Source organism: Mesorhizobium sp. B2-3-5, from assembly GCF_006442395.1.
GTDB lineage: Bacteria > Pseudomonadota > Alphaproteobacteria > Rhizobiales > Rhizobiaceae > Mesorhizobium.
The window spans coordinates 132,049-153,788 of the sequence record NZ_VFVX01000002.1; the positions used below are offsets into that span (position 1 = coordinate 132,049).

Consider the following 21,740-nt stretch of genomic DNA (forward strand, 5'->3'; position numbering starts at 1 on the left):
GGCTAGCCCGGCAAGACCAGCGGCGGCGGCAGTTCGATCATGAGCGGGTGCCCCGGATGATGACCTTGAGGCCCTTGGCGCCAGTGCCGGCGGCGTCGATGTCGATGGTCATCTTGTCCGCCTTGGCCCACGTTGTGGTCCCAAGGATGCCGGCGGTGCCGCCGCCCGCCAGGTTGGTGTCGGTGTTCGCAGCCGCCGATGGATTGGTCGAAAACATGGTGGGCCGTTTTTGTTGAGGTCGATCGTCACCGCGCCAGAAGAGCTTTGGGCCGAAAGACCGAAGAACACTTCCGTGATGGTTGCGTCCATCGGCGCATACCATGTGATTTTCGCGGTGCCGGTCGCGATGGCGGTGCTTTCGTCGGAGACGGCCACCTTGATTTCGAAGGGCGTGGATTTTTGATGAACAGCGAATAGCCGCTGCCGCTCTCGTCCTTGACGATCTTCCAGAAGTGGGGCGAGGTTGCGAGGATCATCAATCCCGCCCGCAGCAGCGGCTTCCAGAATAGCCGCGTCATCGGCTTTCAACATGCCGCGATCGGCTGCTATGTTGTACCGCTTGTCGTATGTGCCGGGAGCAACCCCGAGCAACCGGGCCGCTGCGGCTTTATTCCCGGCTGCCTTGAAAGCATCGGCAGCCTGTTGCGCCAGTTCGTCCGAAAGGGGCGCTTGCGCCATGTGCCGTCACTCCTTGCGTTGGTTGCGTTGGGGTGGCGTTGGGTTTGAACCAAGACTGGAGGGCCTTGTCGACCTGTCTCTGCTTTTGGACTACCCGCCCCTATGGGATAGAGATTGCCGGCCGCTCTGCTGTCTTGGGAGGATCGCCGGCCACTGGCGGATCGGGAAAGATCGACGGCGGTCAAATGCCCTTGTCGGAGGGAGTTTGTTCCTGTTCCAATTTGTTGGACGCTTCGAGAAAGGCTACGATGAAAGCCACGTCCAACTTTGTCGCCCCGAGGAACTGACCGTCCGCGGTGAATGCCATCACGGTTTGCTGGTTGCCCTCGACGGCTTTGACGCGAAAAGATTCATTCTTGAGCATCCGATGGTGCGCTCCGGAAGGCTTTTGGCGTCGAATCGGCTAAGCCTTGAGACATGAACGAGACCTCACTCTACGCGCCGGTGAAGCGGTTCCTCGAAAGTCTCGACTTCGTCGTGAAGGGGGAAATTGGCGGCTGCGACATCGTCGCGCTGCGCGAGGGTGAGCCGGCGGTCGTCGTCATCTGCGAATTGAAGCTGCAATTCAATCTCGAACTGGTGCTGCAAGGCGTCGACCGCGCGACAGCTTGCGACGAAGTGTGGCTGGCGGCGCGCATGTCGGCGCGGGGCAAGGGCCGCGAAAGCGACGCCAGGTTTCGCAACCTCTGCCGCCGGCTCGGCTTAGGTTTGCTTGGTGTAACCGCGACTGACCGCATCGAGGTGCTTCTCAGTCCGGTCGCGCCTGCGCCGCGCAAGAACGCGCGACGCCGCTCCCGTCTTGTCGTCGAGCATCAGCGGCGCCGCGGCGATCCTGTCGCGGGCGGAGGGTCGCGCAATCCGATCATGACCGCCTACCGCCAAAGCGCCCTCGCCTGCGCGGCCGCAATGGCCGATGGTCCCAAACGGCCGCGCGATCTGAAGGTCCTGACGCCGATCGCGCCGAAAATCCTGCAGCACAATGTCTATGGCTGGTTCGCGCGCGTCGACCGGGGCCTCTACGATCTCACGGATGCCGGCCGCGCCTCGCTGGTCCGTTGGCCCCAGGTCTCGCATGACGAAGCCCGACACGAGATTTTGATTGCGACGACCCCCTGAATGCGGGGACTTGCCGGGCATGAAGTACCCCTCTTGGTTGATTTTTCAGACAAAATATGCTGCTTGTCCCGCCCATGAAGACACTCTGCATGATGGCCATGGCGTCCCTGATACTGGCCTTCCCGGCCAGCGCAATGGACAATGCTTTGCGTGCCGGGCTGATGAAACTTGATCCGCAAACACGCCTCGAGCAGCGGTGCGATGCCGAAGTTCTGGATCGGATCACCCACGATGATCGCAAGTTCAAAGCAGATCGCGTCGTCGCCTACGCCTTCTCGACGCCCGAGATGAGCGCCGATGCGATCAGGAGCTCGGGTGCGGCGTTCCGCAGCAAAGGACAGTGGTACCGGCTGAAATTCAAGTGCCAGACGGGACCGGACCACATGCAAGTTCTCCAGCTCCGCTACCGAATCGGCGATGAGATCCCGGAAGCCGACTGGGCAAAGTACAATCTCTACGATTAGTTTTCGCGAATTTGGGTTCGCTTTGGCTCGCGAGCCGGCGGCGGCTGAACATCCCCTGTAATGCCACGGCCATGAAAGTGGTTTTCCAGTGCTGTCCAGTGCTGTGTCTTGACGGCAGCGGACCATCCCTTTAGGCCCGTTTTGACGATCGACGACGAACACTCGGCGAAGGGCTTCCAGGTCGATGGAAATATTTACCGCCGCGGGCCTATCGGCCCTCCTTCAGGTCATTGCCATCGACCTTGCCCTTGCGGGCGATAACGCCATTGTCATCGGCCTCGCCGCGGCCGGCTTGCCGGTCAGCCAGCGCAAGCGGGCGATCCTCGTCGGCATTGCGGCCGCCACCATTCTTCGCATTTTCTTCGCTCTGATCACGCAATGGCTGCTCACCATTGGCCCCATGCTGCTGATCGGGGGCGGCCTGCTTTTGCTGTGGGTCTGCTGGAAGATGTGGCGCGAATTGCGTGTCAGTCACGAGCAGGAGCGTGACGCGACCGAAGCGCTGTCGAATGGCGACTTCGACAAGGATGGCGTCGTAGGCGGCAAGGGGCCAAGTAAAACCTTCTCGCAGGCCGCGTGGCAGATTGTCATTGCCGACGTTTCGATGTCTCTCGACAATGTTCTGGCCGTGGCTGGCGCAGCCATGAACCATCCGACGGTGCTGATTGTCGGGCTGGCCCTGTCGATCGCCTTGATGGGCTTTGCCGCATCCTTCGTCGCGCGCCTGCTGCACAAGTACCGCTGGATTGCCTATATCGGCCTGGCGATCATTCTCTACGTCGCGGTCAAGATGCTGCTTGACGGCGCGGTCCAGCAATTCCCCGAGCATTTCACCTTCCTGGCACCCTGGTTCGGATCAAGCGGACATTGAGCCGCAACCAGCGGCCGGCCGGCATGTTTGCCTGATCGCCGAACTCGTGTTATTGCGCCGCGCGAATTGAGCTCATGCCAGAGCCACGCAAACCGCTATATGTTGGAACTTCGGACCGGATCAGCGTTTCCGGCTCGCCTCCATTGGAAACCCGCCCATGTCCGCCCCGCGCGTCAGCTTTGTCAGTCTCGGATGTCCCAAAGCCCTTGTCGATTCCGAGCGCATCATCACGCGTCTTCGAGCCGAGGGCTACGAGATCGCCCGCAAGCATGATGGCGCCGATCTCGTTGTGGTCAACACTTGCGGTTTCCTCGATTCCGCCCGCGACGAGTCGCTGAATGCCATCGGTTCCGCGCTTTCGGAAAACGGCAGGGTCATCGTCACCGGTTGCCTGGGTGCGGAGCCGGAGGTGATCCGCGAGAGGCATCCCAACGTGCTGGCGATCACCGGGCCGCAGGCCTATGAGAGCGTGATGGCCGCCGTGCACGAGGCAGCCCCGCCTTCGCATGATCCCTATATCGACCTCCTGCCGCCGCAGGGCGTCAAGCTGACCCCGCGCCACTATGCCTATCTCAAGATTTCGGAAGGCTGCAACAATCGCTGCACCTTCTGCATCATCCCGGCGCTGCGCGGCGATCTCGTCTCCCGGCCGGCCGCCGACGTTCTGCGCGAAGCCGAGAAACTGGCCAAGGCCGGCGTCAAGGAACTCCTCGTCATCTCGCAGGACACCAGCGCCTACGGCATCGACATCAAGTACCAGACGTCCATGTTCGGCGACCGCGAGGTGCGGGCGAAATTCCTCGATCTGTCAGAGGAACTGGGCAAGCTCGGCATCTGGGTGCGCATGCACTATGTCTACCCCTATCCGCATGTCGCCGATGTCATCCCGCTGATGGCTGAAGGAAAAATCCTTCCCTATCTGGACATTCCGTTCCAGCACGCCTCGCCGCAGGTGCTGAAGAACATGCGCCGGCCCGCGCATGGCGAAAAGACGCTCGAGCGCATTCGCGGCTGGCGCGACATGTGCCCGGATCTCGCCATCCGCTCTACCTTCATCGTCGGATTCCCCGGCGAAACGGACGATGATTTCGAGATGCTGCTCGATTGGCTGGACGAAGCCAAGATCGATCGCGCCGGCTGCTTCAAATACGAGCCGGTCAAGGGCGCCCGCTCCAATGTCCTCGGCCTCGAGCAGGTTCCGCAGGAGATCAAGGAAGCGCGCTGGCACCGCTTCATGCAGCGCCAGCAGAAGATTTCGGCGGCGCAGCTGGCCAGGAAGGTCGGCAAGCGCCTGCCGGTGCTGATTGACGAGGCGCACGGCACCTCGGCCAAGGGCCGCACCAAATACGATGCGCCCGAGATCGACGGCTCCGTCCACATCCAGTCGCGCCGCCCGTTGCGCGCCGGTGATATCGTCACCGTCAAGGTCGAGCGTGCCGACGCCTATGATCTCTATGGTTCGGCTGTCTGATCAGTCGGCTCGCGCCATTCCGATGCTAAAACCGCGTAGATATATTCGTCGCCCCAGACGCCATCGAACTGATCATTCTGTCTGAGGTGGGCTTCCCTACGGAGCCGCAGCCGCTCGACAACGCCGATAGATCCCTTGTTTGCGGCATCGAGCCGAGCAAAAATCCTGTGAAATCGAAACGCAGAGAAGCCGACGTTAATTATCTTGGCAACGGCTTCTGTCGCATAGCCTTTTCCGGCAAAGGCCGGGTTAAAGATATATCCCACCTCTCCCTGTCTGGCCGCCTTGCTGGCGAGTTTTAGAGTGACCTGCCCGGCAAGCGTTTCATCTTCACGGGTAACGACAGCAAGACGAAAGACATCGCCATCATTCTTGAAGGGTGCTTCGAGCATACCTTTGAATTTTTCTTCAAGCGCTTTTCGCGTCGGCACAGCGGAATAAAGGTATCGGTACAACTCCGGAAGCGAATGATATGCGGCGTATGACTCAAAATCACCTTCGGCAAATGGACGAAGCAGGAGACGTTCGGTCGTAAGCGGGAGGCTGAGTTCTGGCATATCCATCGCATATTGCTCCATGAAGAAGGTCCGCAGGCGGCACGACGACGCTGGTTGGTTTCGACCAATCCAGGCTTGCACGCAACGTTACGCAGAAAGGCCACGCCCTCCATCGGGCATACCCACAAACAAGAAGGGCGCCGCGCGGCGCCCTTCCCTTTTGCTAATTCCGTGCGTCTTATTGCGGCAGCTTGTCGTCGACGCCCTTGACGTAGAAATTCATGCCGAGCAGCGTGCCGTCGTCGGCGACCTCGCCGTCCTTCAGCCAGGGCGTGCCGTCCTGCTTGGCGATCGGCCCGGTAAAGGGGTTCCAGCCGCCGGCAATCTTCTTCTCGGTCGCCTCGGCCATCGCCTTCACGTCGTCAGGCATGTTGGTGTAGGGCGCGAGCTTGACCGCGCCGTCCTTGATGCCGAGCCAGACATTGTCCGGCTTCCAGGTGCCGTCCATGGCCGCCTTCACCCGGCTGATGTAGTACGGACCCCATTCGTCGGTCAGCGAGGTCAGTTGAGCGTTCGGCGCGAACTTGATCATGTCGGATGACTGGCCAAAGCCGTGCAGCTTGCGCTCCTCGGCCACCTGCAGCGCCGCGGTCGAATCGGTGTGCTGGACGATGATATCGGCGCCCTGGTCGAACAACGCCTTGGCCGCGTCGGCTTCCTTGCCCGGATCGAACCAGGAATTGACCCAGACGATCTTGGCCTTGAAGTTCGGGTTGATCGACTGCGCGCCGAGCATGAAGGAGTTGATGCCCATGACCACTTCCGGGATCGGGAAGGAAACGATGTAGCCGGCCACGCCGGACTTCGATTCCTTGGCGGCGATCTGGCCGAGCACGTAGCGGCCTTCATAGAAACGCGCATTGTAGATGCCGAGGTTGTCACCGGTCTTGTAACCGGTGGCGTGCTCGAACATCACCTTCGGAAACTTCTTGGCGACCTTCACTTCGGCGTCCATGAAGCCGAACGACGTGCCGAAGATGATCTTGCAGCCTTCGCGCGCCAGGCGCTCGAAGGCACGGTCGGCATCGGGGCCCTCGGAGACGTTCTCCAGATAGGCGGTTTCGACCTTGTCGCCGAGCGCCTTCTCGACCTCGAGCCGGCCCTGGTCGTGCTGGTAGGAATAGCCGAAATCGCCGATCGGGCCAGTGTAGACCCAGCAGGCCTTGAACTTGTCGGCAGCCTCTGCGGACACAGCCAGCGAAAGTGCCGCTGTCGTGGTCATCAGGGCAATAAGCAGTTTTTTCATCGTGTTACCTCTCTGAGTTTAAGCCTTGGAGCTTCCCGTCTTTTTATTATTGTCAACGATCCGGAACGAATGGCTGCCCCAGGGATGCCGGCGTGTTCATCATCGTCAGACGCTTGTTGCGCGAGATTAGAACGAGAACCACGACGGTTGCCAGATAGGGCAGAGAAGAAAGCATCTGCGAGGGCACAGGAATGCCAAAAGCCTGTGCATGAAGCTGGCCGATCCACACCGCGCCGAAGATGTAGGCGCCGGCCAACACCCGCCATGGCCGCCATGACGCGAACACCACCAGCGCCAGCGCGATCCAGCCACGGCCCGCGGACATGTTCTCGACCCACTGCGGCGTATAGACCAGTGACAGATGGCCGCCGGCAAGGCCGGCGCAGGCGCCGCCAAAGATGACCGAGAGATAGCGGTAGCGGATGACCTTGATGCCGAGCGCGTGCGCCGAGGCATGACTGTCGCCGATCGAGCGCAGCGTGAGCCCGGTGCGCGTCTTGAACAGGAACCACATCACCGCCGCCGTCAGCGCGATCGAAATGTAGAACACCGGATCCTGGCCGAACAGCAGCTTGCCCACGACCGGGATCGAGCTCAGCCCGGGAATGTCGAGATTGGGCAGCCTGACCCCGGGCTGGCCCACGAAGCTCGTTCCGATCATGCCGGAGAGGCCGAGGCCGAGCAGGGTCAGCGACAGACCGGTCGCGACCTGATTGGTGGCGAGCGACAGCGTCATGACGGCGAACAGCAGCGAGAACACGGCTCCCATGGCGATGGCCGCCAGAAGGCCGATCCAGGGCGAGCCGGTCAGATAACCGGCTCCGAAGCCGGCCACCGCGCCCATGATCATCATGCCTTCGACGCCGAGATTGAGCACGCCGGAGCGTTCGACCACCAGTTCGCCGATCGCCGCGATGAGAAGCGGCGTCGCGGCGGTGGCGATGGTCAGCAGGATGTTGACGGTGATGTCCATCAGCGGGCTTCCTTCAGCTTCGGCGCGGCTTCCAGCTTCGCCGCACCATCCGGTTTCGTCAGCGCCAGGCCGATCAGCCGGATGCGATAGTGAATGAGCGTGTCGCAGCCGAGCACGAAGAACAAAAGCATGCCCTGGAACACTCTCGCCACCTTGTCGGAAATGCCAAGCGCGCTTTGCACCGCCTCGCCGCCGAGATAGGTTAGCGCGAGCACCAGGCCGGCTGCGATGATGCCGAGCGGATTGAGGCGGCCGAGGAACGCCACGATAATGGCGGTGAAGCCATAGCCGGGCGAGATCACCGGCTGCAATTGCCCGATGGCGCCGGAGACTTCCGAAATGCCGGCAAGACCGGCCAGCGCGCCTGACAACAGGAAGGCGAAGAACACCATACGGCTGAGGCCGAAGCCGGCGAAGCGCCCTGCTCTCGGGCTGGAGCCCAGCACGCGGACCTCGAAGCCCTTGAGCATGCGGCCCATCAGGATCCAGATCAGCACCGCGGCAAGGAGTGCGAAGACGAAGCCCCAATTGGCGCGCCCGGCATCCGGCATCAGCTGCGGCAAGGTGGCCGCATCGCCGAATTGGATCGTCTGCGGGAAGCCGTGGCCTTGCGGATCGCGCCATGGACCGCGCACCAGCCAGTCGAGGAAGAGCTGGGCGACGTAGACCAGCATCAGGCTGGTCAGGATCTCGTTGGTATTGAACCGGGTCTTCAGCAAGGCCGGGATCGCCGCATAGGCCGCGCCACCGACCATGCCGAGCAGAAGCATCAGCGGCAGCACCAGCGGGCCTTCGAATTGTGGAAACAGCACCGGAATGATGGAGCCGAATATAGCGCCGAAAATGAACTGGCCTTCGGCGCCGATGTTCCAGATGTTGGCCTTGTAGCAGACAGACAGGCCGACCGCGATCAGGATGAGTGGCGCCGCCTTGATCGCCAGTTCATGCAACTGCCAGACCTGGCTGACCGGTTCGATGAAGTATATCCGGAACGCGGTCAGCGGATTGACGCCGAGCAGCGCGAACATGATGGCGCCGGCGATGATCGTCAGCGCGAAGGCGATGAACGGTGACAGCATCGAGAACAGCGCCGAGCGCTGCGGGCGTTTGACGAGTTCGAGGCGCATCATGCCGTCTCCAGCGTATGTTCGGCGTGGCCGGGCTCGGCGCCACCCATCAGCAGACCGACCTTCTCGAAGGTTGCTTCGGCGATCGGCATCGGCTTGGAAAGCTCGCCATTGTGCATGACCGCGATCGCGTCGGATATTTCGAACAGTTCGTCGAGATCCTGGCTGATCACCAGCACCGCCGATCCGCTGCGCGACAGTTCGATCAATGCCTGCCGGATATGGGCGGCGGCACCGGCGTCGACGCCCCAAGTGGGCTGGTTCACCACCATGACGCTCGGCCGTCGGTCGAGTTCGCGGCCCACGATGAATTTCTGCAGATTGCCGCCCGAAAGCGCTGCAGCTTCGGGATCCGGCGCGCTCTTGCGCACATCCATTGCCTCGATGATGCGTTGGGAGGCGGCGTAGACGGCACCACTCTTCACCATCCCACCGGTGCCGACAAAGGCCTTGCCGTCGGTCGCATGCCGCGACAGCAACAGGTTTTCCGAAAGTTTCATGCGTGGTGCCGCACCATGGCCGAGGCGTTCCTCTGGCACGAAAGCGGCACCCAGCAGGCGCCGTCCGGTGATGGTGAGGCCACCGGCATCCTTGCCGCGGATGCGCACCGAGGCGGCATCCTGCTGCAAGACTTCGCCGGAGACGGATTCGAAGAATTCGCCCTGGCCATTGCCGGCGACACCGGCGATACCGATCACCTCGCCGGCACGGACATTGAGGCTGATGGTCTTGAGCGGAATGGAGAACGGCGTTGCCGGCTTGCGGCTGAGGCTGCGGATTTCGAGCAGCGGCTGCGCGGTTTCGATCCCCGCTACCGGCGCACGCACCACGGCCTGCACCTCGTTGCCGACCATCATGCGGGCGAGCGAAGCGGCAGTCTCTTCGCGCGGATTGCAGTGACCGACCACCTTGCCATGCCGCAACACGGTGGCGCGGTCGCAGATGCGTTTGACCTCCTCCAGCCGGTGCGAAATGTAGAGGATCGATTTGCCTTCCGCGCGCAGCCGCTCCAGCGTCTCGAACAGCTTGTCCGCTTCCTGCGGCGTCAGTACCGATGTCGGCTCGTCCAGGATGATGAGCTGAGGCGTCTGCAGCAGGCAGCGGATGATCTCGATGCGCTGGCGCTCGCCGACCGACAGGTCGCCGACCAGCGATTCCGGATCGAGCGGCAGGCCGTAGCTGTAGGAAAGCGCCCTTGCCTTCGCGGCGATGCTGCTGATCGGCGAGCCGTCATCCAGCGACAGTGCAATGTTTTCGGCCGCGGTCAGCGCCTCGAACAACGAAAAATGCTGGAACACCATGCCGATGCCGAGTTTTTTCGCGGCACCCGGGCTGGTGATCCGCACAGCCTGGCCATTCCAGAAAATCTCGCCGGAATTCGGCTCCAGCGAGCCGAACAGCATCTTGACCAGCGTCGATTTGCCGGCGCCGTTCTCGCCGAGCAGCGCGTGGATTTCACCTTTGGCGATGTTGAGGTCGATATGATCGCACGCGGTCAGCGTGCCGAATATCTTGGTCAGGCCACGAACCTCAAGCAGGTTCGCCCCATCATGATTTGCACTCACAGTGCCTCCCATCCGGATTGCCGGACATGTTCTGTGTTCCCGCAAGCATCGTATGCGTGGCCAGCGCTTGTGCGAAAGCAGCACTCGACTTGAAAGAGCTTCAAGAATTTCAGCGGAAACTCAAGGGTAAAGATCAGCCTTCCTTGCCTCAGCATGCAGCAGGCCGGGTTTTCGTGCAAACGGTGCCCGCGACCGCGGCAATACGGTGAAAACCAAGGCTGACTCCCCTCAGGGAACCAGGATGGTCGTGCCTGTCGTGCGGCGGCCTTCAAGATCCGAATGCGCCTTGCCCGCGTCTTTCAGCGCATAGCGCTGGTTGATCTTGATCTGGACAGCGCCGCTGAGCACCACCTCGAACAGCGCGGCCGCCGAGGCGTCGAGGTCCTCGCGTTTTGCGTTGTAGACGAAAAGCGTTGGCCTGGTGGCGAACAAGGAGCCTTTCTGCGCCAGCAACGACATCGAGAACGGCGGGATCGGCCCCGAGGACTGGCCGAAGCTGACGAACATGCCGAGCGGCTTCAGACAGTCGAGCGAGGCCGGAAATGTGTCGTTGCCCACCGAATCGTAGACGACATCGCATTTCCTGCCGCCGGTAATGGCCGCGACGCCGGCGACGAAATCCTGCTCCTTGTAGTTGATGACATGGTCGAAGCCGTGCGCCTTGGCGAGTTCAATCTTGTCGCTCGAGCTTGCCGTGCCGATGACGGTCGCGCCCAGATGTTTCGCCCATTGGCCGAGGATAAGCCCGACGCCGCCGGCAGCGGCATGAAACAGGATGGTGTCGCCGGCCTTGACCTTGAAGGTCCGCCGCAGGAGATACTCGGCGGTCATGCCTTTCAGCATCATCGCGGCCGCCTGTTCATCGCTGATGCCGTCCGGAACCTTGACGACCCGGCTGGCGTCGATGACGCGTTCTTGCGCGTAGGCGCCCGTCGTCACGGCGTAGGCGATCCGGTCCCCCGGCTTCAGCCAGTCGACGTCCTGCCCGACCTCCAGCACCACGCCGGCGGCCTCGCTGCCCGGAATGAGCGGAAACCCGCCGGGCGGCGGGTAAAGGCCCGAGCGATGATAGACGTCGATGAAGTTGAGGCCCATGGCCGTATGCCTGACCAGGATCTGCCCCGATCCCGGCCGGCCGGGATCGGCGTCCTCATAGGTCAGAACCTCCGGGCCGCCATTGGCGTGGATGCGGATCGCTTTGGACATGGATTGAGCTTCCTCTGGGAGCGGCGGATCAGGTCTTCTTGGCACCGAGATTTGGAAAGAACTGCATGATGCCACCGATGCAGGCCAGATAAAGCCCGGTAACGGTGATGCCGATCTTGGTGAAAGTGCTGACCTGTTCGCCGAGCACTCCGATCTGGTCGTAGAAGGCTGCGAGAGCCGCCTGTGCAAGGGCAAGCGCGCCGAAGGCGCACCACAAAAGGGTGATCGTGAGATTGATGCGGCGCAGCCGCACCACCCGCACCGGATGAATGAAATTGATCGGGATGAACGTCAGAATACCTGCCACCACCACCACAGCGAACGAAACCCATTGTCCCGGCTCGATGACGAAGAGAGTGAACACCACCATGTTCCAGACGACGGGGAATCCCTTGAAGAAATTCTCCTTCGTCTTCATGCCGGTGTCGGCATAGTAGATCGCACTGGAGACGACGATGATCGCAGCCGACAGGAACGACAGGCCCTCGCCCATGAAGCCGCGCTGGTAGAGCGCGAAGGCCGGGATCAGCACGTAGGTCACGTAGTCGATGATGTTGTCGAGGAGTTCGCCCGACCATGTCGGCAGGATTTCCTTGACCTCGAGCTTTCGGGCGATCGGCCCGTCGATACCGTCGACGAACAGAGCCAGACCAAGCCACCAGAACATTGCCGTCCAGCGCTCCTCGCTCGCCGCCACCAGCGACAGGAAGGCAAGGAACGAACCTGATGCCGTGAGCAGATGGACGGAGAACGCCCTTGCCTGGGGCCAAGTGACTTTCTTCTTAGGTCGCGGAATCCGGTCCGTGATCTTCTTGGCGGCTTTCCTGGCCGTTGTGTTCTTGCTCACGGGCCCCGCCAATCCAGCTTGCAGATTTCGGCCGAGCGGCCTGCAAAATTCCAATTGCGGCCAAAGGCCCGCATCTTGCTCTTGTCGGACCTGGCCACGATGATTTCCGGCGCAATCCAGTATTCCGAATTGCTGATCACTGTATCCTTCTCGCGGTCCTTGCCTGTGATTGGCGTGACCGCCCCGTCTATGATCTTCGGTATTTGGAAGATACGCGTCTTGTCCCGCGTCTCATAGGTGATCGGCACCTGTTCGACACCCAGGAATTTCCCGACGAGGATCGACAGCAGCGATGTGGTCCCGCCCGCCTTGCCGGTGAAGATCTTCGTCAATGCCTTGACCGCGTAGATCGAGGCGCGTTTGTCGATGAACAGGCCGGCGGTCCAGTTGCCGCGGCTCATGTAACCGGGAATTTCCATGATCAGTCCAAGATTAAGGCTGGAAAGATCGACCTCGCCGAAATGTCCGGAATCGATGCGGAAACCAGCCCAGGTCTGGCAATAGCCCTCGGTCGGAGGGTGACTCCCAAGCGACAGCACGCAAGGGCAGAAAACCGTGCAATTGCAGGAGAGTACGAGCTCTCCTTTCATCGCCCAGCCCTGATCTGTCATCGAATTTCCCCCAGTCACAGCGAGATTACTAGCAGCGCGGCTGCCCAGACAAGCAGTATCGCACCGGCCAGCCGGGTTGGAAGACTGCCCGTCGTCTGTTTTTCAATCAGGGTGAACAGGCCGATCAGCGCCATCCAGAAGACGTTCATGACGCCCACGGCGAACATCACCAGCATCAGCGCCCAGCAGCAGCCGAGGCACCAAGCCCCTTGGACGAGGCCGAGCCTGAAGACGCGGCCCGCTTTGGCACTCCAGTTCGAAAACAGGATCGAGAACGGGTTGCGGCATTGCTTCAGGCAGGCCTCCTTGAAGCCGCTGAACTGGTAGAGGCCAGCAATCATCAATGCGAGTGCACCGGCAACGCCAAGGAGCGGATCGAGCATGTCGCCGGATGCGGCGAATGTGTGCACAGCAAGCGTGAGCGCCGCGAACAGCATCGAGGCGGCGAACCAGACGCTGAGATAACCGGCAACCAGCGCCAGCGGATGAACAACTGGCTCGCCCTTGATCCGGGCTGTATCGGCAATCTCGCAATAGGTGCGGATCATCGGCGCCGCGGACGGCAGCATCGCGGCGATCGCCATCAGGAACCACATGAGAATGAGTGCCACGGCACGCGGACCGATGCTTCCATCCAGCGGCGCCGGCGACAGGCAGAGCGCGAAGAACCGTTCAAGAAAATCGGGCAATGGCAGTTGCGGCAGGCCGCGCAGGAGAGCGTCGCCGGGCGCGCCGCCCCGGGCATCGGCGCCGCGGATCGCCATCGCGGCCAGCGACAGCCAGGCGAGCAGAATGCTTGCGCCGACAACGACGTTGACCGTCGGGCGCGGGTTGCGCGCGACATTTGCCATGGCGCGGCCGGCGCGGTCGAGATGGCTGAAATCGTGCTGGTGGCCGGTCATGACAACCGAATGGGCCGAATCGCCGCGTTGATCAAGCCGCATGATCTGACCTATATGCTGCTCCACTGGCAGGTCTGGTTGGGCCGCCCTCGCACAGCAAGCCGGAAAGCCGATCGTGGAGCATCAGGAAACAGCGCGCATACTGATTGCCGGCACCGGGCCGGCAGGGCTGATCGCGGCGCTCGCTTTCGCCGATTCCGGTTTCCCGGTGACGCTTGTCGGGCCAGAGGCTTCAGCCCCCGATGGCCGCACCACGGCGCTGATGACCCCTGCCCTGAAGGTGCTGGAGCGGCTTGATGTCCTCGAAGCGATCAAGTCCAAAGCCGCACCCTTGAAAGTGATGCGCATCGTCGATGCGACCAGCCGGCTGATCCGCAGCCCCGTTGTCACCTTCCGCGCCAGCGAGATCGACGAAGAGCAGTTCGGCCTGAACCTGCCCAACAGCATCTTTGCTCCGGCGCTTGCCGGCAAGGTGGCCGGCCATTCCGGGATCGAATGGCTGAGGTCCGTGGTCAAGGCCTGGCATCTCGGTGCGGACAGGGCCGATGCTGAACTCGCCGATGGCAGCGCGGTTGGTGCATCGCTGGCGGTCGCGGCCGATGGACGCCTGTCGCCTGCTCGCGAGGCGGCGGGCATTTCGACCGCCGCGCGCTCCTATCCGCAGGCGGCGCTGGTGCTCAATTTCAGCCATGGCCGCGACCATGCCTTCACTTCGACGGAGTTCCATACCGAGACCGGTCCGTTCACGCAGGTTCCGTTGCCCGGCAATCGCTCAAGCCTCGTCTGGGTGGTGAAGCCCGAGACCGCCAAGGAACTTGCCGCATTGGATGATGCAGCGCTCTCCTTGCGGGTCGAGCAGCGGATGCAGTCGATGCTGGGTCGGGTCACGGTGGAGCCGGGCCGGCAGATTTATCCGCTTTCAACCGTGACCCCTCTGCGTTTCGCGCGACAGCGTGTGGCGCTTGTCGGCGAGGCCGCCCACGTATTCCCGCCGATCGGTGCGCAAGGTCTCAACCTTGGCATCAGGGATATCGACGATCTCGTTGGAATTGCGAACGAAAATCGCGGAGATCCCGGCGCGGCCCGGGCCCTTGCCGCCTACGATTTCAAACGCCGCCCCGATGTTCTGGCACGCAGCAGCGCTGTCAATCTGCTCAACATGTCACTGCTCTCCGACATGCTGCCGGCGCAGATGGCACGTGGCGCCGGCCTCGGCGTGCTTGGCGGGTTTGCGCCGCTCCGCGCGTTCTTCATGCGCGAAGGACTTCGTCCCGGCAGCGGCTTTGCGGCGCTTGCGGGCGGCCTGCGAAAGCCAATGCGGCAGCAGTAGCGATCTTGCGACATTCCTGCGATCCACGACGCCGGGCGTCGGATATTGATCACGTCGATCAAAACCTTTGCTCCGCGTTCTGCCTAACTTGAGCACGCTCAAGCGCTCCGGGATTGAATTGAGTCGGAGGCTGCGCCAAATAAAATCAAGGAATTCAGTGGTGAGTACGATGAAAACGGCCAAATTCGCGATCGGACAGGTGGTTCGCCACCGCCTGTTTCCGTTTCGAGGCATCATTTTCGACGTCGACCCGCAATTCGCCAACACCGACGAATGGTACGAGGCGATCCCCGCCGATGTGCGGCCGCGCAAGGACCAACCATTCTATCACCTGCTCGCCGAGAATTCGGAAACCGAATACATCGCCTATGTATCCGAGCAGAACCTGCTCGAGGATCAGTCCGGCGAGCCGGTCCGCCACCCGCAGATCAAGGAGATGTTCGACAAGAAGCCCGATGGGCGATACGAGCCGAAACGCCAGTCGCGGCACTGATCCGCCGGGAATCCAGGCAAGGCCGGGAACGAAAAAAGCGGGGCATGACCCCGCTTTTTTCTTTGACCCAGGAAATGACCCGATGCCGGTGATCAGTTGGCGGTCTTCGCCTTGTCCTGCTCGTCCTTGAGCTTCTTGGCGAAGTCCTGGTTGTTCTTGGCCACGAAGTCCTGCAGCTTCTTCTGCCGGTCCTCGATATCAGACTGCTGCAGCGGAGGGCCGTCATAGGCGCCGCTGAAGCCCTGCAGTGCGATCTTGATCGGGTTAGGCTGGTTCTGGAAATTGACGGAGGTGAGCGTAATCGCCTGGCCCTTCTTGAAGGCCCCGACCAGTTGGTCAGTCAGCGGCACTTCCGCCACGCAACGATCCGGGAAGCAGATGACATAGTCGAGCTTCTGCGCCTTGCCGGTGTCGATCTGCAGGCCGATGCCGGGAGGCACCAGACGGCCGGTCGGGACCGTCACCTGAAACACCTTACGGTTCACTTTGCCCTTCAGCTCGATCAAGCTCACACCAGTGACGAGCTGGCCATTGCCGGCGGTGACGATGTTCTGGACGTTGCAGATGTCGACGTCCTCCTGCTTGGTGCAGGCCTTGAACCAGCCCTGTGGGATTTGCGGCTGCTGCTGTGCGGAAGCAGAGGGAAGTCCTGCGCCCAGAAAGCCGGCCACGCCCGCGGCCATGACCGAAAGGCGGTACGCATTGCTGTTCAGGCTCGTCATGTCGTGCACTTCCTCTCAAATGATCCCGGGACCGGCTTCTTCGTGCCGCGTGGTCCAGCTACCTGTTGCCGAAATGAGGCAACAGAATGACTTCGGACGGCGTGTTACACTGCAAGCGGTGCTGAATCCAGCCCGCCCACTTGTAATTCTTGGTGACGCCATTGGCCGGCACACACTTGCCTCATGCTAGGGTGCGCACCGAATCATCGAGCCGACCTGTTAAGGAGACGGTCATGAGCCGCGTTCTCGTTTGGCTGATCACCGCGACATCATTTATCGCCCTGTCACTGGCGCCGGCGCAGTCGGAGCCGAAATATGCGATTGCGATGCAGGGCGAGCCGGCCCTGCCGCCGGACTACACGCATTTCAGCTACGTCAATCCTGACGCGCCGAAGGGCGGCAGCATCACCTATTGCGTCGTCGGCAGCTTCGACAATCTCAACCCTTTCATCCTGAAAAGCCTGCGCACGACGGCGCGGGGCATGATGGACACGATCTTCGGCAATCTGGTCTTCGAACCGTTGATGCAGCGCAACTATGACGAGCCTTTCAGCCTCTATGGCCTGCTCGCCGACAGTGCCGACATGGATTCCGAACGCAAGAGCATCGAGTTTCATCTCAACCCCAGTGCAAAATGGTCGGATGGCGAGCCGGTGACCCCGGAGGATGTGCTGTTCACCTACGACGTCTTAACCGCCAAGGGCCGTCCGCCCTACAGCGCCCGCATGAGCATGATTGCCAAGCTGGAGAAGACCGGCGATCACAGTGTGCGCTTCACCTTCAATGACAAAGCCAATCGCGAATTCCCGCTGATCATAGCGCTGACGCCGATCATCCCGAAACATGCCTTCGACAAGGAGACGTTCGACAAGACCACGCTGAAACCTTTGATCGGCAGCGGACCCTACACGGTCGACAAGGTACAGCCCGGCCAGCGCATCGTCTTCAAGCGCAACCCGGATTATTGGGGCAAGGACCTCCCCTCGAAGCGCGGCTTTGACAATTACGATCAGATCACGATCGAGTACTTCCTCAACGCCAATGCCAAGACGGAAGCTTTCAAGAAGGGCATCTGCGCCATTGACGATGAAACAGATCCGGTCAAGCGCGAGCGCGACATCGATTTTCCGGCCTTCCGCAAAGGCGATGTGAAGGCAGAGAATTTCGACACCGGCATTCCACCTGTCGTGACCGGTTTCCTGTTCAATACAAGACTGCCGAAGTTCTCCAACCCCGTCGTGCGGAGGGCGCTTGGCATGCTCTATGACTTCGAGTGGGCCAACAAGAACCTGTTTGACGGCAAATACACGCGCACGATGAGCTATTGGCAGAATTCCGAGCTTTCCGCGCTCGGTCATCCAGCCAGCGACCGGGAGAAGGCGCTTCTGGCCCCCTACCCCGGCCGCGTGCCCGCCGATGTGATGGACGGCACTTACCAGCCGCCGGTCACCGATGGATCAGGCAATGACCGCAAGGTGTTGAGAGCTGCCTTCGATCTGCTGAAGAGCATTGGATATCATGTGCAGGACGGGACAATGCTCGATCCTCAGGGAAAGCCTTTCGGTTTCGAGATAATTGCCGCGTCACAGGACGAAGAGCGCCTTGCCACGATCTATCAGCGCACGCTGCAGAAGATCGGCATCAACGTCACCATCCGCAGCCTCGATGGCGACCAAATCCAATCGCGAAAGCAGCGGTTGGATTTCGAAATGCTGTTCGGGTCGAGCGGCTTCAACAATTCGCTGTCGCCAGGCAGCGAGCAGGTCGGACGCTGGAGTTCTTCGGAGGCCATGAGAGAAGGGACTTTCAACCTCGCTGGAGTCGCCGACCCGGCGATTGATGCCGCGATCGATGCGATGCTGAACGCACGCACCAAGGAGGATTATGTGGCCGCTGTCCGGGTTCTCGATCGGCTGCTGATCTCCGGCAACTACATCGTGCCGATGCAGTACAACACACAGCAGTGGCTTGCTTACTGGAATTATCTGGAACATCCGCGGAAGACGCCCATATTCGGTTATCAACTGCCAAGCTGGTGGCGCAAACCGAACTGAAAACCCGGAGATCGAGATGAGCGAAGCGAACGCCATAACCATCGATGTGGTCTCCGACGTCGTCTGCCCCTGGTGCTTCATCGGCCAGAAGCGGTTGGACAGGGCGGTCGCCGCGGCTGGCGATGTGGACGTGACTATACGCTGGCGGCCATTCCAGCTCGATCCGACCATTCCGCCGCAAGGCAAGGACCGCCGGGAGTATATGCTGGCCAAGTTCGGCAGCGACGAGCGCATTCGCGAGGTTCATGGCCGCATCGAACCGCTCGGCGAAGCAGAAGGCATTTCCTTTGCTTTCGACGCCATCAAGGTGGCGCCAAACACACTGGATGCGCACCGCCTGATCCGCTGGGCTGGCGCTGCCGGCGCAGCGGTACAGAACAGGCTGGTGCGTCGCCTCTTCCAGTTGAATTTCGAGGAAGGCGTCAACATCGGCGACCCTGCCGTGTTGGTCGAAGCCGCCCGCGAGGCCGGCATGGACGCGTCCGTGGTGGCTACACTCTTGCCGACCGACGCCGATGTCGAAGCTGTGCGCGCCGAGATCGCCACAGCCTCGCGCATGGGCATAACGGGCGTGCCCTGTTTCCTGCTCGAAGGCAAATATGCCGTCATGGGCGCACAGGATGTCGACACCCTGGCTGATGCCATTCGCCAGGTCGCGGCCGCCAAGGCGCGCGGCGAGTTGGACGCGGTCGGCTGACGCCGTCCGGGCAGGCTTTCACTCTCAAACAGGGGACGTCCCTTAGGGATCGGACAGCAGGCAATGCCTCGCACGGCGGGTCGGCGACTTGTTGAGTTCTCGGCATCTACCCGTTCGGCGACGGATTTCCGGCCAATGGCGGTAACTTCAACATTCTCGATTCCGGCTCCATGGTCAGGCATGTGGTTCAAGGGGGGTGAGGTGATCCACAAGCGTGACGTCTCCGCCAAGACGCTCGCGGGCCATTTCTCGGCTGCCGGCAAGGATGATGACGGCAAGGAACCAGCCAGCAAGGTCGGCGTGCTTCGGGAATTCTGGTTGGCGCGCAATAGAAAATCAGCCAGCCGGGCAAACCAAATGCGTCACGAATTCGTGTGAATGCCTTCCCTAGGGGAAAGTAGGCGCGCCCTGCCCTGCAATTTCACAACTACCTGACATCCTTATATTATATAGCCTTTTTGTCAGCTTCGGAGCGACATTTGGAAGGGCAGTGCTGTTGCCTTGGCGACACGCCCGGAACTTCAATCCCGCTGTCCCTCTACAAAAATTAATAGAAAATGATCAATTGGTGTTACCATCCGTAACAAAACAAAAAAGGTTTGGGCGGGATCGTGATTCGGATCGGAAGACGATCGCAAGAGTCAGTACCGGATGGACTACGCAGCGACGCCGCGGGGCAGTCGCATTTGACGCCGGTATCCTCGATGCGCAGTTTCTGGGGGCTCATGCGAGCCTACTGGATTTCGGACCGGTGGAAGGAAGCCTGGACGCTGACGCTGGTGATAGCGCTGCTCACGGCTCTGTCCAGCAAGGCGGGGGTATGGTTCGCCGAAGCCTCCGGTGAACTGGTCAACTCGATCGCCTTCTTCCACGATGCCGCAAACACCACGCCGCTGCGGACGCTCTTGATCAACGCCGGCATTCTTGCCTTGCTGGTTGTGCTCAAGGATGCCGGCTTTACCGGGATCCGCAATCTTGTCTCGGTCACGCTGCACCGCAAATGGCGCGGTTGGCTCGACAGCCGCTTCAACGAGGCCCTGCTGGATGGCAACCACACCCATTTCCATGCCCAGCATGCTTCGCCAGGCGGCAGCACGCCCGCTCCCGACAACATCGACCAGCGCATCCAGGAATCGATCAAGGACATGACAGGCGGCGCCATCGGCCTCGCCATGGGCGTGCTCGGTGTCGCGACCTCACTCTATTTCGTCGGCCAGAAGCTGCTCGAAACCTCCGTCGAGGTGAAGGGGCTGGGGTTCCTAGGCAGTTATGGCAGCGCCGTCCTGGCCTTCCTGGCGGTCGCCACCTATGTGCCGCTGAACACATGGATCGCGGTCAAGCTCGGCGGCCTGCTCGAGCGCCTCAACGTCCGAATGCAGCAGGCCGAGGGCAGCTACCGCGGCGAACTGACCACCTTCCTGCGCCGCAGTTTCCACGTCGCGGCTTCCAATGGCGAAGGCGTGCAGAAGACCATGCATCGCCGGCTTTATGCCGATATCGACGGGACCTGGTCGCGGCTGAACGTCGTCAACACCGTCTATATGTCGTTCGAGCTGATCTACAATTTCATCGGCGCCCGCATTGTTGCCTACGGGCCTGGCCTCGTGCCGTTCATCCACAATGGTCTCGATCTCAAGGGCTACATAACCGGCTCCGAACTGGTCAATTCGCTGATCGGCCAATGTTCCTGGTTCATCCATGTCATGCCGGCCATCGCCACGCTGCGCGCCAACAGCCAACGTGTGACGGAACTCGCCAATGCGATCGAGAATGTTCAGTACCCGCAGGAGTTCTACAGCCAGACCGGCTGTTCCGACTTCCACTATGCCTCCCAGAATCCGGTCTTCGGTTTGACCATCCAGAAACTCGAACTGGCGCATCAGGGTGAGGACGCGACCCCGTTCCTCAGTGCTGCCAACCTGCGCTTCCGTCGCGGCGAGTGGACGTTCCTGAAAGGCGAATCCGGTTGCGGCAAGACCTCGCTGATCAAGGCGATCAATGGCCTGTGGCCCTATGGTCGCGGCACCATCGTTTTCCCCGAAGGGGTGAAGAGCTTCTATGCCGCCCAGGAGGTCAAGCTGCAGCAGGTCTCGCTGAAACAGCTCGTTTGCCTGCCTGGCTCCGAACACGATCATGGCGATGCGCAAGTGGCCGCGGCGCTGCACAAGGCTGGCCTTGGCGACTTCATCGAGCATATGGCCGATGAAAGCCGTGAGGGCAAAAACTGGGATCAGGTGCTGTCGGGCGGCCAGAAGCAGAAGCTGGTGGTGGCCCGCATCATACTGCAACAGCCCGGACTGCTGTTCCTCGATGAAGCGACCGGTGCGCTCGACCCGGATGGCAAGATTGCCTTCCACCAGGCTATCAAGGACAATTGTCCCGACGTGACTGTGATCAGCGTCATGCACGAAGCCGTGGCGCCGAGATCTGTCGCCGGCACCGAGTTCTACCACAGCATGGTGGTGATCGCCGACGGCGTCGCCAACAAGAAGCCCCTGGCTCCGACGCTGCCGGTCGAACTCACCACAATTCTGGTTCAGCCACAGCCGGTCGAGGACAAATGGCTGCGCTTCTCGCGTCGGCTCAAGCAGAAATAACGATGATTTCCCCACGACTTGCCGGGCAATACGGCAGGGGGCGATCACAGTCTCGCGATCGGGGCCGTCAGGCACCGTTTTCCTTCCTCAGTGTGATTGACTCGGCAAGGCGCGCTCCTATGTTGCGCCGGCTTGCTGATAGTCAAATCCGAACCCGCAAGCGGAAAGGTCACCACGCCATGCCTGGCGACAGTATTAGTCGAACGCAACCGC

General features: G+C 61.3%; 22 protein-coding genes. 10 read left to right on the plus strand and 12 right to left on the minus strand.

Translation table 11 applies throughout. The features are described from left to right. Positions 1-108 precede the first annotated feature (108 nt). A complete protein-coding gene (locus FJ958_RS03430; RefSeq protein ID WP_140739430.1) occupies positions 109-678 on the minus strand; it encodes a hypothetical protein in 570 nt (189 codons plus the stop codon). Between the two features lie 181 nt (positions 679-859). Further along, positions 860-1,042 carry a hypothetical protein gene (locus FJ958_RS03435; RefSeq protein WP_140739432.1) on the minus strand — a complete coding sequence of 61 codons (183 nt, stop codon included), beginning with the start codon at positions 1,040-1,042 and terminating at the stop codon, positions 860-862. A gap of 53 nt (positions 1,043-1,095) precedes the next feature. Here FJ958_RS03435 and FJ958_RS03440 point away from each other — a divergent pair, with 53 nt between their 5' ends. The 4 genes from FJ958_RS03440 (at position 1,096) to rimO (ending at position 4,600) form a co-directional block, all read left to right on the plus strand. Then, entirely contained in the window at positions 1,096-1,794 is a 699-nt protein-coding gene (locus FJ958_RS03440) for a DUF2161 family putative PD-(D/E)XK-type phosphodiesterase (protein WP_140739435.1), read from the plus strand. Positions 1,795-1,850: 56 nt separating this feature from the next. Next, positions 1,851-2,258 carry a DUF930 domain-containing protein gene (locus tag FJ958_RS03445; RefSeq protein ID WP_181176269.1) on the plus strand — a complete coding sequence of 136 codons (408 nt, stop codon included), beginning with the start codon at positions 1,851-1,853 and terminating at the stop codon, positions 2,256-2,258. 184 nt (positions 2,259-2,442) lie between these two features. Further along, positions 2,443-3,129 carry a TerC family protein gene (locus FJ958_RS03450; RefSeq protein ID WP_140739441.1) on the plus strand — a complete coding sequence of 229 codons (687 nt, stop codon included), beginning with the start codon at positions 2,443-2,445 and terminating at the stop codon, positions 3,127-3,129. A gap of 157 nt (positions 3,130-3,286) precedes the next feature. After that, a complete protein-coding gene (rimO, locus tag FJ958_RS03455) occupies positions 3,287-4,600 on the plus strand; it encodes a 30S ribosomal protein S12 methylthiotransferase RimO (protein WP_140739444.1) in 1,314 nt (437 codons plus the stop codon). Here the strand turns inward: rimO and FJ958_RS03460 are convergent. The 9 genes from FJ958_RS03460 to FJ958_RS03500 form a co-directional block, all read right to left on the minus strand. Then, entirely contained in the window at positions 4,582-5,178 is a 597-nt protein-coding gene (locus FJ958_RS03460) for a GNAT family N-acetyltransferase (protein WP_246679475.1), read from the minus strand. The two genes, rimO and FJ958_RS03460, sit on opposite strands and share 19 nt — an antisense overlap. A 157-nt stretch (positions 5,179-5,335) precedes the next feature. Beyond that, positions 5,336-6,403 carry a BMP family ABC transporter substrate-binding protein gene (locus FJ958_RS03465; RefSeq protein WP_140739447.1) on the minus strand — a complete coding sequence of 356 codons (1,068 nt, stop codon included), beginning with the start codon at positions 6,401-6,403 and terminating at the stop codon, positions 5,336-5,338. A gap of 52 nt (positions 6,404-6,455) precedes the next feature. Further along, positions 6,456-7,376: an ABC transporter permease gene (locus FJ958_RS03470; protein ID WP_140739450.1), complete on the minus strand. Its 921-nt coding sequence runs from the start codon at positions 7,374-7,376 to the stop codon at positions 6,456-6,458. Continuing rightward, positions 7,376-8,506 carry an ABC transporter permease gene (locus FJ958_RS03475; protein WP_140739452.1) on the minus strand — a complete coding sequence of 377 codons (1,131 nt, stop codon included), beginning with the start codon at positions 8,504-8,506 and terminating at the stop codon, positions 7,376-7,378. The genes FJ958_RS03470 and FJ958_RS03475 overlap by 1 nt, the downstream gene beginning before the upstream one ends. Continuing rightward, positions 8,503-10,080 (minus strand): ABC transporter ATP-binding protein, encoded by a 1,578-nt coding sequence (locus FJ958_RS03480; RefSeq protein ID WP_181176270.1) that lies wholly within the window; start codon positions 10,078-10,080, stop codon positions 8,503-8,505. The genes FJ958_RS03475 and FJ958_RS03480 overlap by 4 nt, the downstream gene beginning before the upstream one ends. Positions 10,081-10,296: 216 nt before the next feature. Continuing rightward, on the minus strand, positions 10,297-11,274 hold the full coding sequence (locus FJ958_RS03485; RefSeq protein ID WP_140739458.1) for a quinone oxidoreductase: 978 nt from the start codon (positions 11,272-11,274) through the stop codon (positions 10,297-10,299). 28 nt (positions 11,275-11,302) lie between these two features. Further along, the gene (gene pcsA / locus FJ958_RS03490) at positions 11,303-12,121 is read right to left on the minus strand and encodes a phosphatidylcholine synthase (RefSeq protein WP_140739461.1); all 819 of its coding nucleotides are present in this window, start codon (positions 12,119-12,121) and stop codon (positions 11,303-11,305) included. Then, positions 12,118-12,732, minus strand: coding sequence for a DUF1326 domain-containing protein (locus tag FJ958_RS03495; protein ID WP_140739464.1), 615 nt, complete (start codon positions 12,730-12,732; stop codon positions 12,118-12,120). Before FJ958_RS03495 ends, pcsA begins: the two co-directional genes overlap by 4 nt. A gap of 14 nt (positions 12,733-12,746) precedes the next feature. After that, on the minus strand, positions 12,747-13,676 hold the full coding sequence (locus FJ958_RS03500; protein WP_140739467.1) for a DUF2182 domain-containing protein: 930 nt from the start codon (positions 13,674-13,676) through the stop codon (positions 12,747-12,749). 73 nt (positions 13,677-13,749) lie between these two features. Here FJ958_RS03500 and FJ958_RS03505 point away from each other — a divergent pair, with 73 nt between their 5' ends. Both FJ958_RS03505 and hspQ read left to right on the plus strand, forming a co-directional pair. Continuing rightward, entirely contained in the window at positions 13,750-14,964 is a 1,215-nt protein-coding gene (locus tag FJ958_RS03505) for a UbiH/UbiF family hydroxylase (RefSeq protein WP_140739470.1), read from the plus strand. Positions 14,965-15,133: 169 nt separating this feature from the next. Further along, on the plus strand, positions 15,134-15,457 hold the full coding sequence (hspQ, locus tag FJ958_RS03510; RefSeq protein ID WP_027027770.1) for a heat shock protein HspQ: 324 nt from the start codon (positions 15,134-15,136) through the stop codon (positions 15,455-15,457). 92 nt (positions 15,458-15,549) lie between these two features. Here the strand turns inward: hspQ and FJ958_RS03515 are convergent, their stop codons facing one another. Continuing rightward, on the minus strand, positions 15,550-16,179 hold the full coding sequence (locus FJ958_RS03515; RefSeq protein ID WP_140606916.1) for an invasion associated locus B family protein: 630 nt from the start codon (positions 16,177-16,179) through the stop codon (positions 15,550-15,552). Between the two features lie 233 nt (positions 16,180-16,412). On the opposite strand from FJ958_RS03515, the gene FJ958_RS03520 reads away from it, so the two are divergent. The 4 genes from FJ958_RS03520 to FJ958_RS03535 all read left to right on the plus strand — a co-directional run bounded on the left by FJ958_RS03520 (position 16,413) and on the right by FJ958_RS03535 (position 21,527). After that, a complete protein-coding gene (locus FJ958_RS03520) occupies positions 16,413-18,233 on the plus strand; it encodes an extracellular solute-binding protein (RefSeq protein ID WP_140739473.1) in 1,821 nt (606 codons plus the stop codon). Positions 18,234-18,249: 16 nt separating this feature from the next. Further along, on the plus strand, positions 18,250-18,930 hold the full coding sequence (locus tag FJ958_RS03525; protein WP_140739476.1) for a DsbA family protein: 681 nt from the start codon (positions 18,250-18,252) through the stop codon (positions 18,928-18,930). A gap of 63 nt (positions 18,931-18,993) precedes the next feature. Further along, positions 18,994-19,308: a hypothetical protein gene (locus tag FJ958_RS03530; protein ID WP_140739479.1), complete on the plus strand. Its 315-nt coding sequence runs from the start codon at positions 18,994-18,996 to the stop codon at positions 19,306-19,308. Between the two features lie 326 nt (positions 19,309-19,634). Beyond that, positions 19,635-21,527 carry an ABC transporter ATP-binding protein/permease gene (locus tag FJ958_RS03535; RefSeq protein WP_181176271.1) on the plus strand — a complete coding sequence of 631 codons (1,893 nt, stop codon included), beginning with the start codon at positions 19,635-19,637 and terminating at the stop codon, positions 21,525-21,527. Positions 21,528-21,740 lie beyond the last annotated feature (213 nt).

What these genes read in the sequence shown, in the direction of transcription:
- FJ958_RS03470 (WP_140739450.1), bottom strand. Translation starts at nt 7,376, where the DNA reads ATGGACATCACCGTCAACATCCTGCTGACCATCGCCACCGCCGCGACG.
- FJ958_RS03495 (WP_140739464.1), bottom strand. Translation starts at nt 12,732, where the DNA reads ATGACAGATCAGGGCTGGGCGATGAAAGGAGAGCTCGTACTCTCCTGC.
- FJ958_RS03450 (WP_140739441.1), top strand. Translation starts at nt 2,443, where the DNA reads ATGGAAATATTTACCGCCGCGGGCCTATCGGCCCTCCTTCAGGTCATT.
- FJ958_RS03500 (WP_140739467.1), bottom strand. Translation starts at nt 13,676, where the DNA reads ATGCGGCTTGATCAACGCGGCGATTCGGCCCATTCGGTTGTCATGACC.
- FJ958_RS03460 (WP_246679475.1), bottom strand. Translation starts at nt 5,178, where the DNA reads ATGGAGCAATATGCGATGGATATGCCAGAACTCAGCCTCCCGCTTACG.
- FJ958_RS03530 (WP_140739479.1), top strand. Translation starts at nt 18,994, where the DNA reads ATGCCTCGCACGGCGGGTCGGCGACTTGTTGAGTTCTCGGCATCTACC.
- FJ958_RS03440 (WP_140739435.1), top strand. Translation starts at nt 1,096, where the DNA reads ATGAACGAGACCTCACTCTACGCGCCGGTGAAGCGGTTCCTCGAAAGT.
- FJ958_RS03520 (WP_140739473.1), top strand. Translation starts at nt 16,413, where the DNA reads ATGAGCCGCGTTCTCGTTTGGCTGATCACCGCGACATCATTTATCGCC.
- FJ958_RS03430 (WP_140739430.1), bottom strand. Translation starts at nt 678, where the DNA reads ATGGCGCAAGCGCCCCTTTCGGACGAACTGGCGCAACAGGCTGCCGAT.
- FJ958_RS03465 (WP_140739447.1), bottom strand. Translation starts at nt 6,403, where the DNA reads ATGAAAAAACTGCTTATTGCCCTGATGACCACGACAGCGGCACTTTCG.
- rimO (WP_140739444.1), top strand. Translation starts at nt 3,287, where the DNA reads ATGTCCGCCCCGCGCGTCAGCTTTGTCAGTCTCGGATGTCCCAAAGCC.
- FJ958_RS03485 (WP_140739458.1), bottom strand. Translation starts at nt 11,274, where the DNA reads ATGTCCAAAGCGATCCGCATCCACGCCAATGGCGGCCCGGAGGTTCTG.
- FJ958_RS03515 (WP_140606916.1), bottom strand. Translation starts at nt 16,179, where the DNA reads ATGACGAGCCTGAACAGCAATGCGTACCGCCTTTCGGTCATGGCCGCG.
- FJ958_RS03435 (WP_140739432.1), bottom strand. Translation starts at nt 1,042, where the DNA reads ATGCTCAAGAATGAATCTTTTCGCGTCAAAGCCGTCGAGGGCAACCAG.
- FJ958_RS03525 (WP_140739476.1), top strand. Translation starts at nt 18,250, where the DNA reads ATGAGCGAAGCGAACGCCATAACCATCGATGTGGTCTCCGACGTCGTC.
- FJ958_RS03475 (WP_140739452.1), bottom strand. Translation starts at nt 8,506, where the DNA reads ATGATGCGCCTCGAACTCGTCAAACGCCCGCAGCGCTCGGCGCTGTTC.
- FJ958_RS03480 (WP_181176270.1), bottom strand. Translation starts at nt 10,080, where the DNA reads ATGGGAGGCACTGTGAGTGCAAATCATGATGGGGCGAACCTGCTTGAG.
- FJ958_RS03445 (WP_181176269.1), top strand. Translation starts at nt 1,851, where the DNA reads ATGCTGCTTGTCCCGCCCATGAAGACACTCTGCATGATGGCCATGGCG.
- hspQ (WP_027027770.1), top strand. Translation starts at nt 15,134, where the DNA reads ATGAAAACGGCCAAATTCGCGATCGGACAGGTGGTTCGCCACCGCCTG.
- FJ958_RS03535 (WP_181176271.1), top strand. Translation starts at nt 19,635, where the DNA reads ATGCGCAGTTTCTGGGGGCTCATGCGAGCCTACTGGATTTCGGACCGG.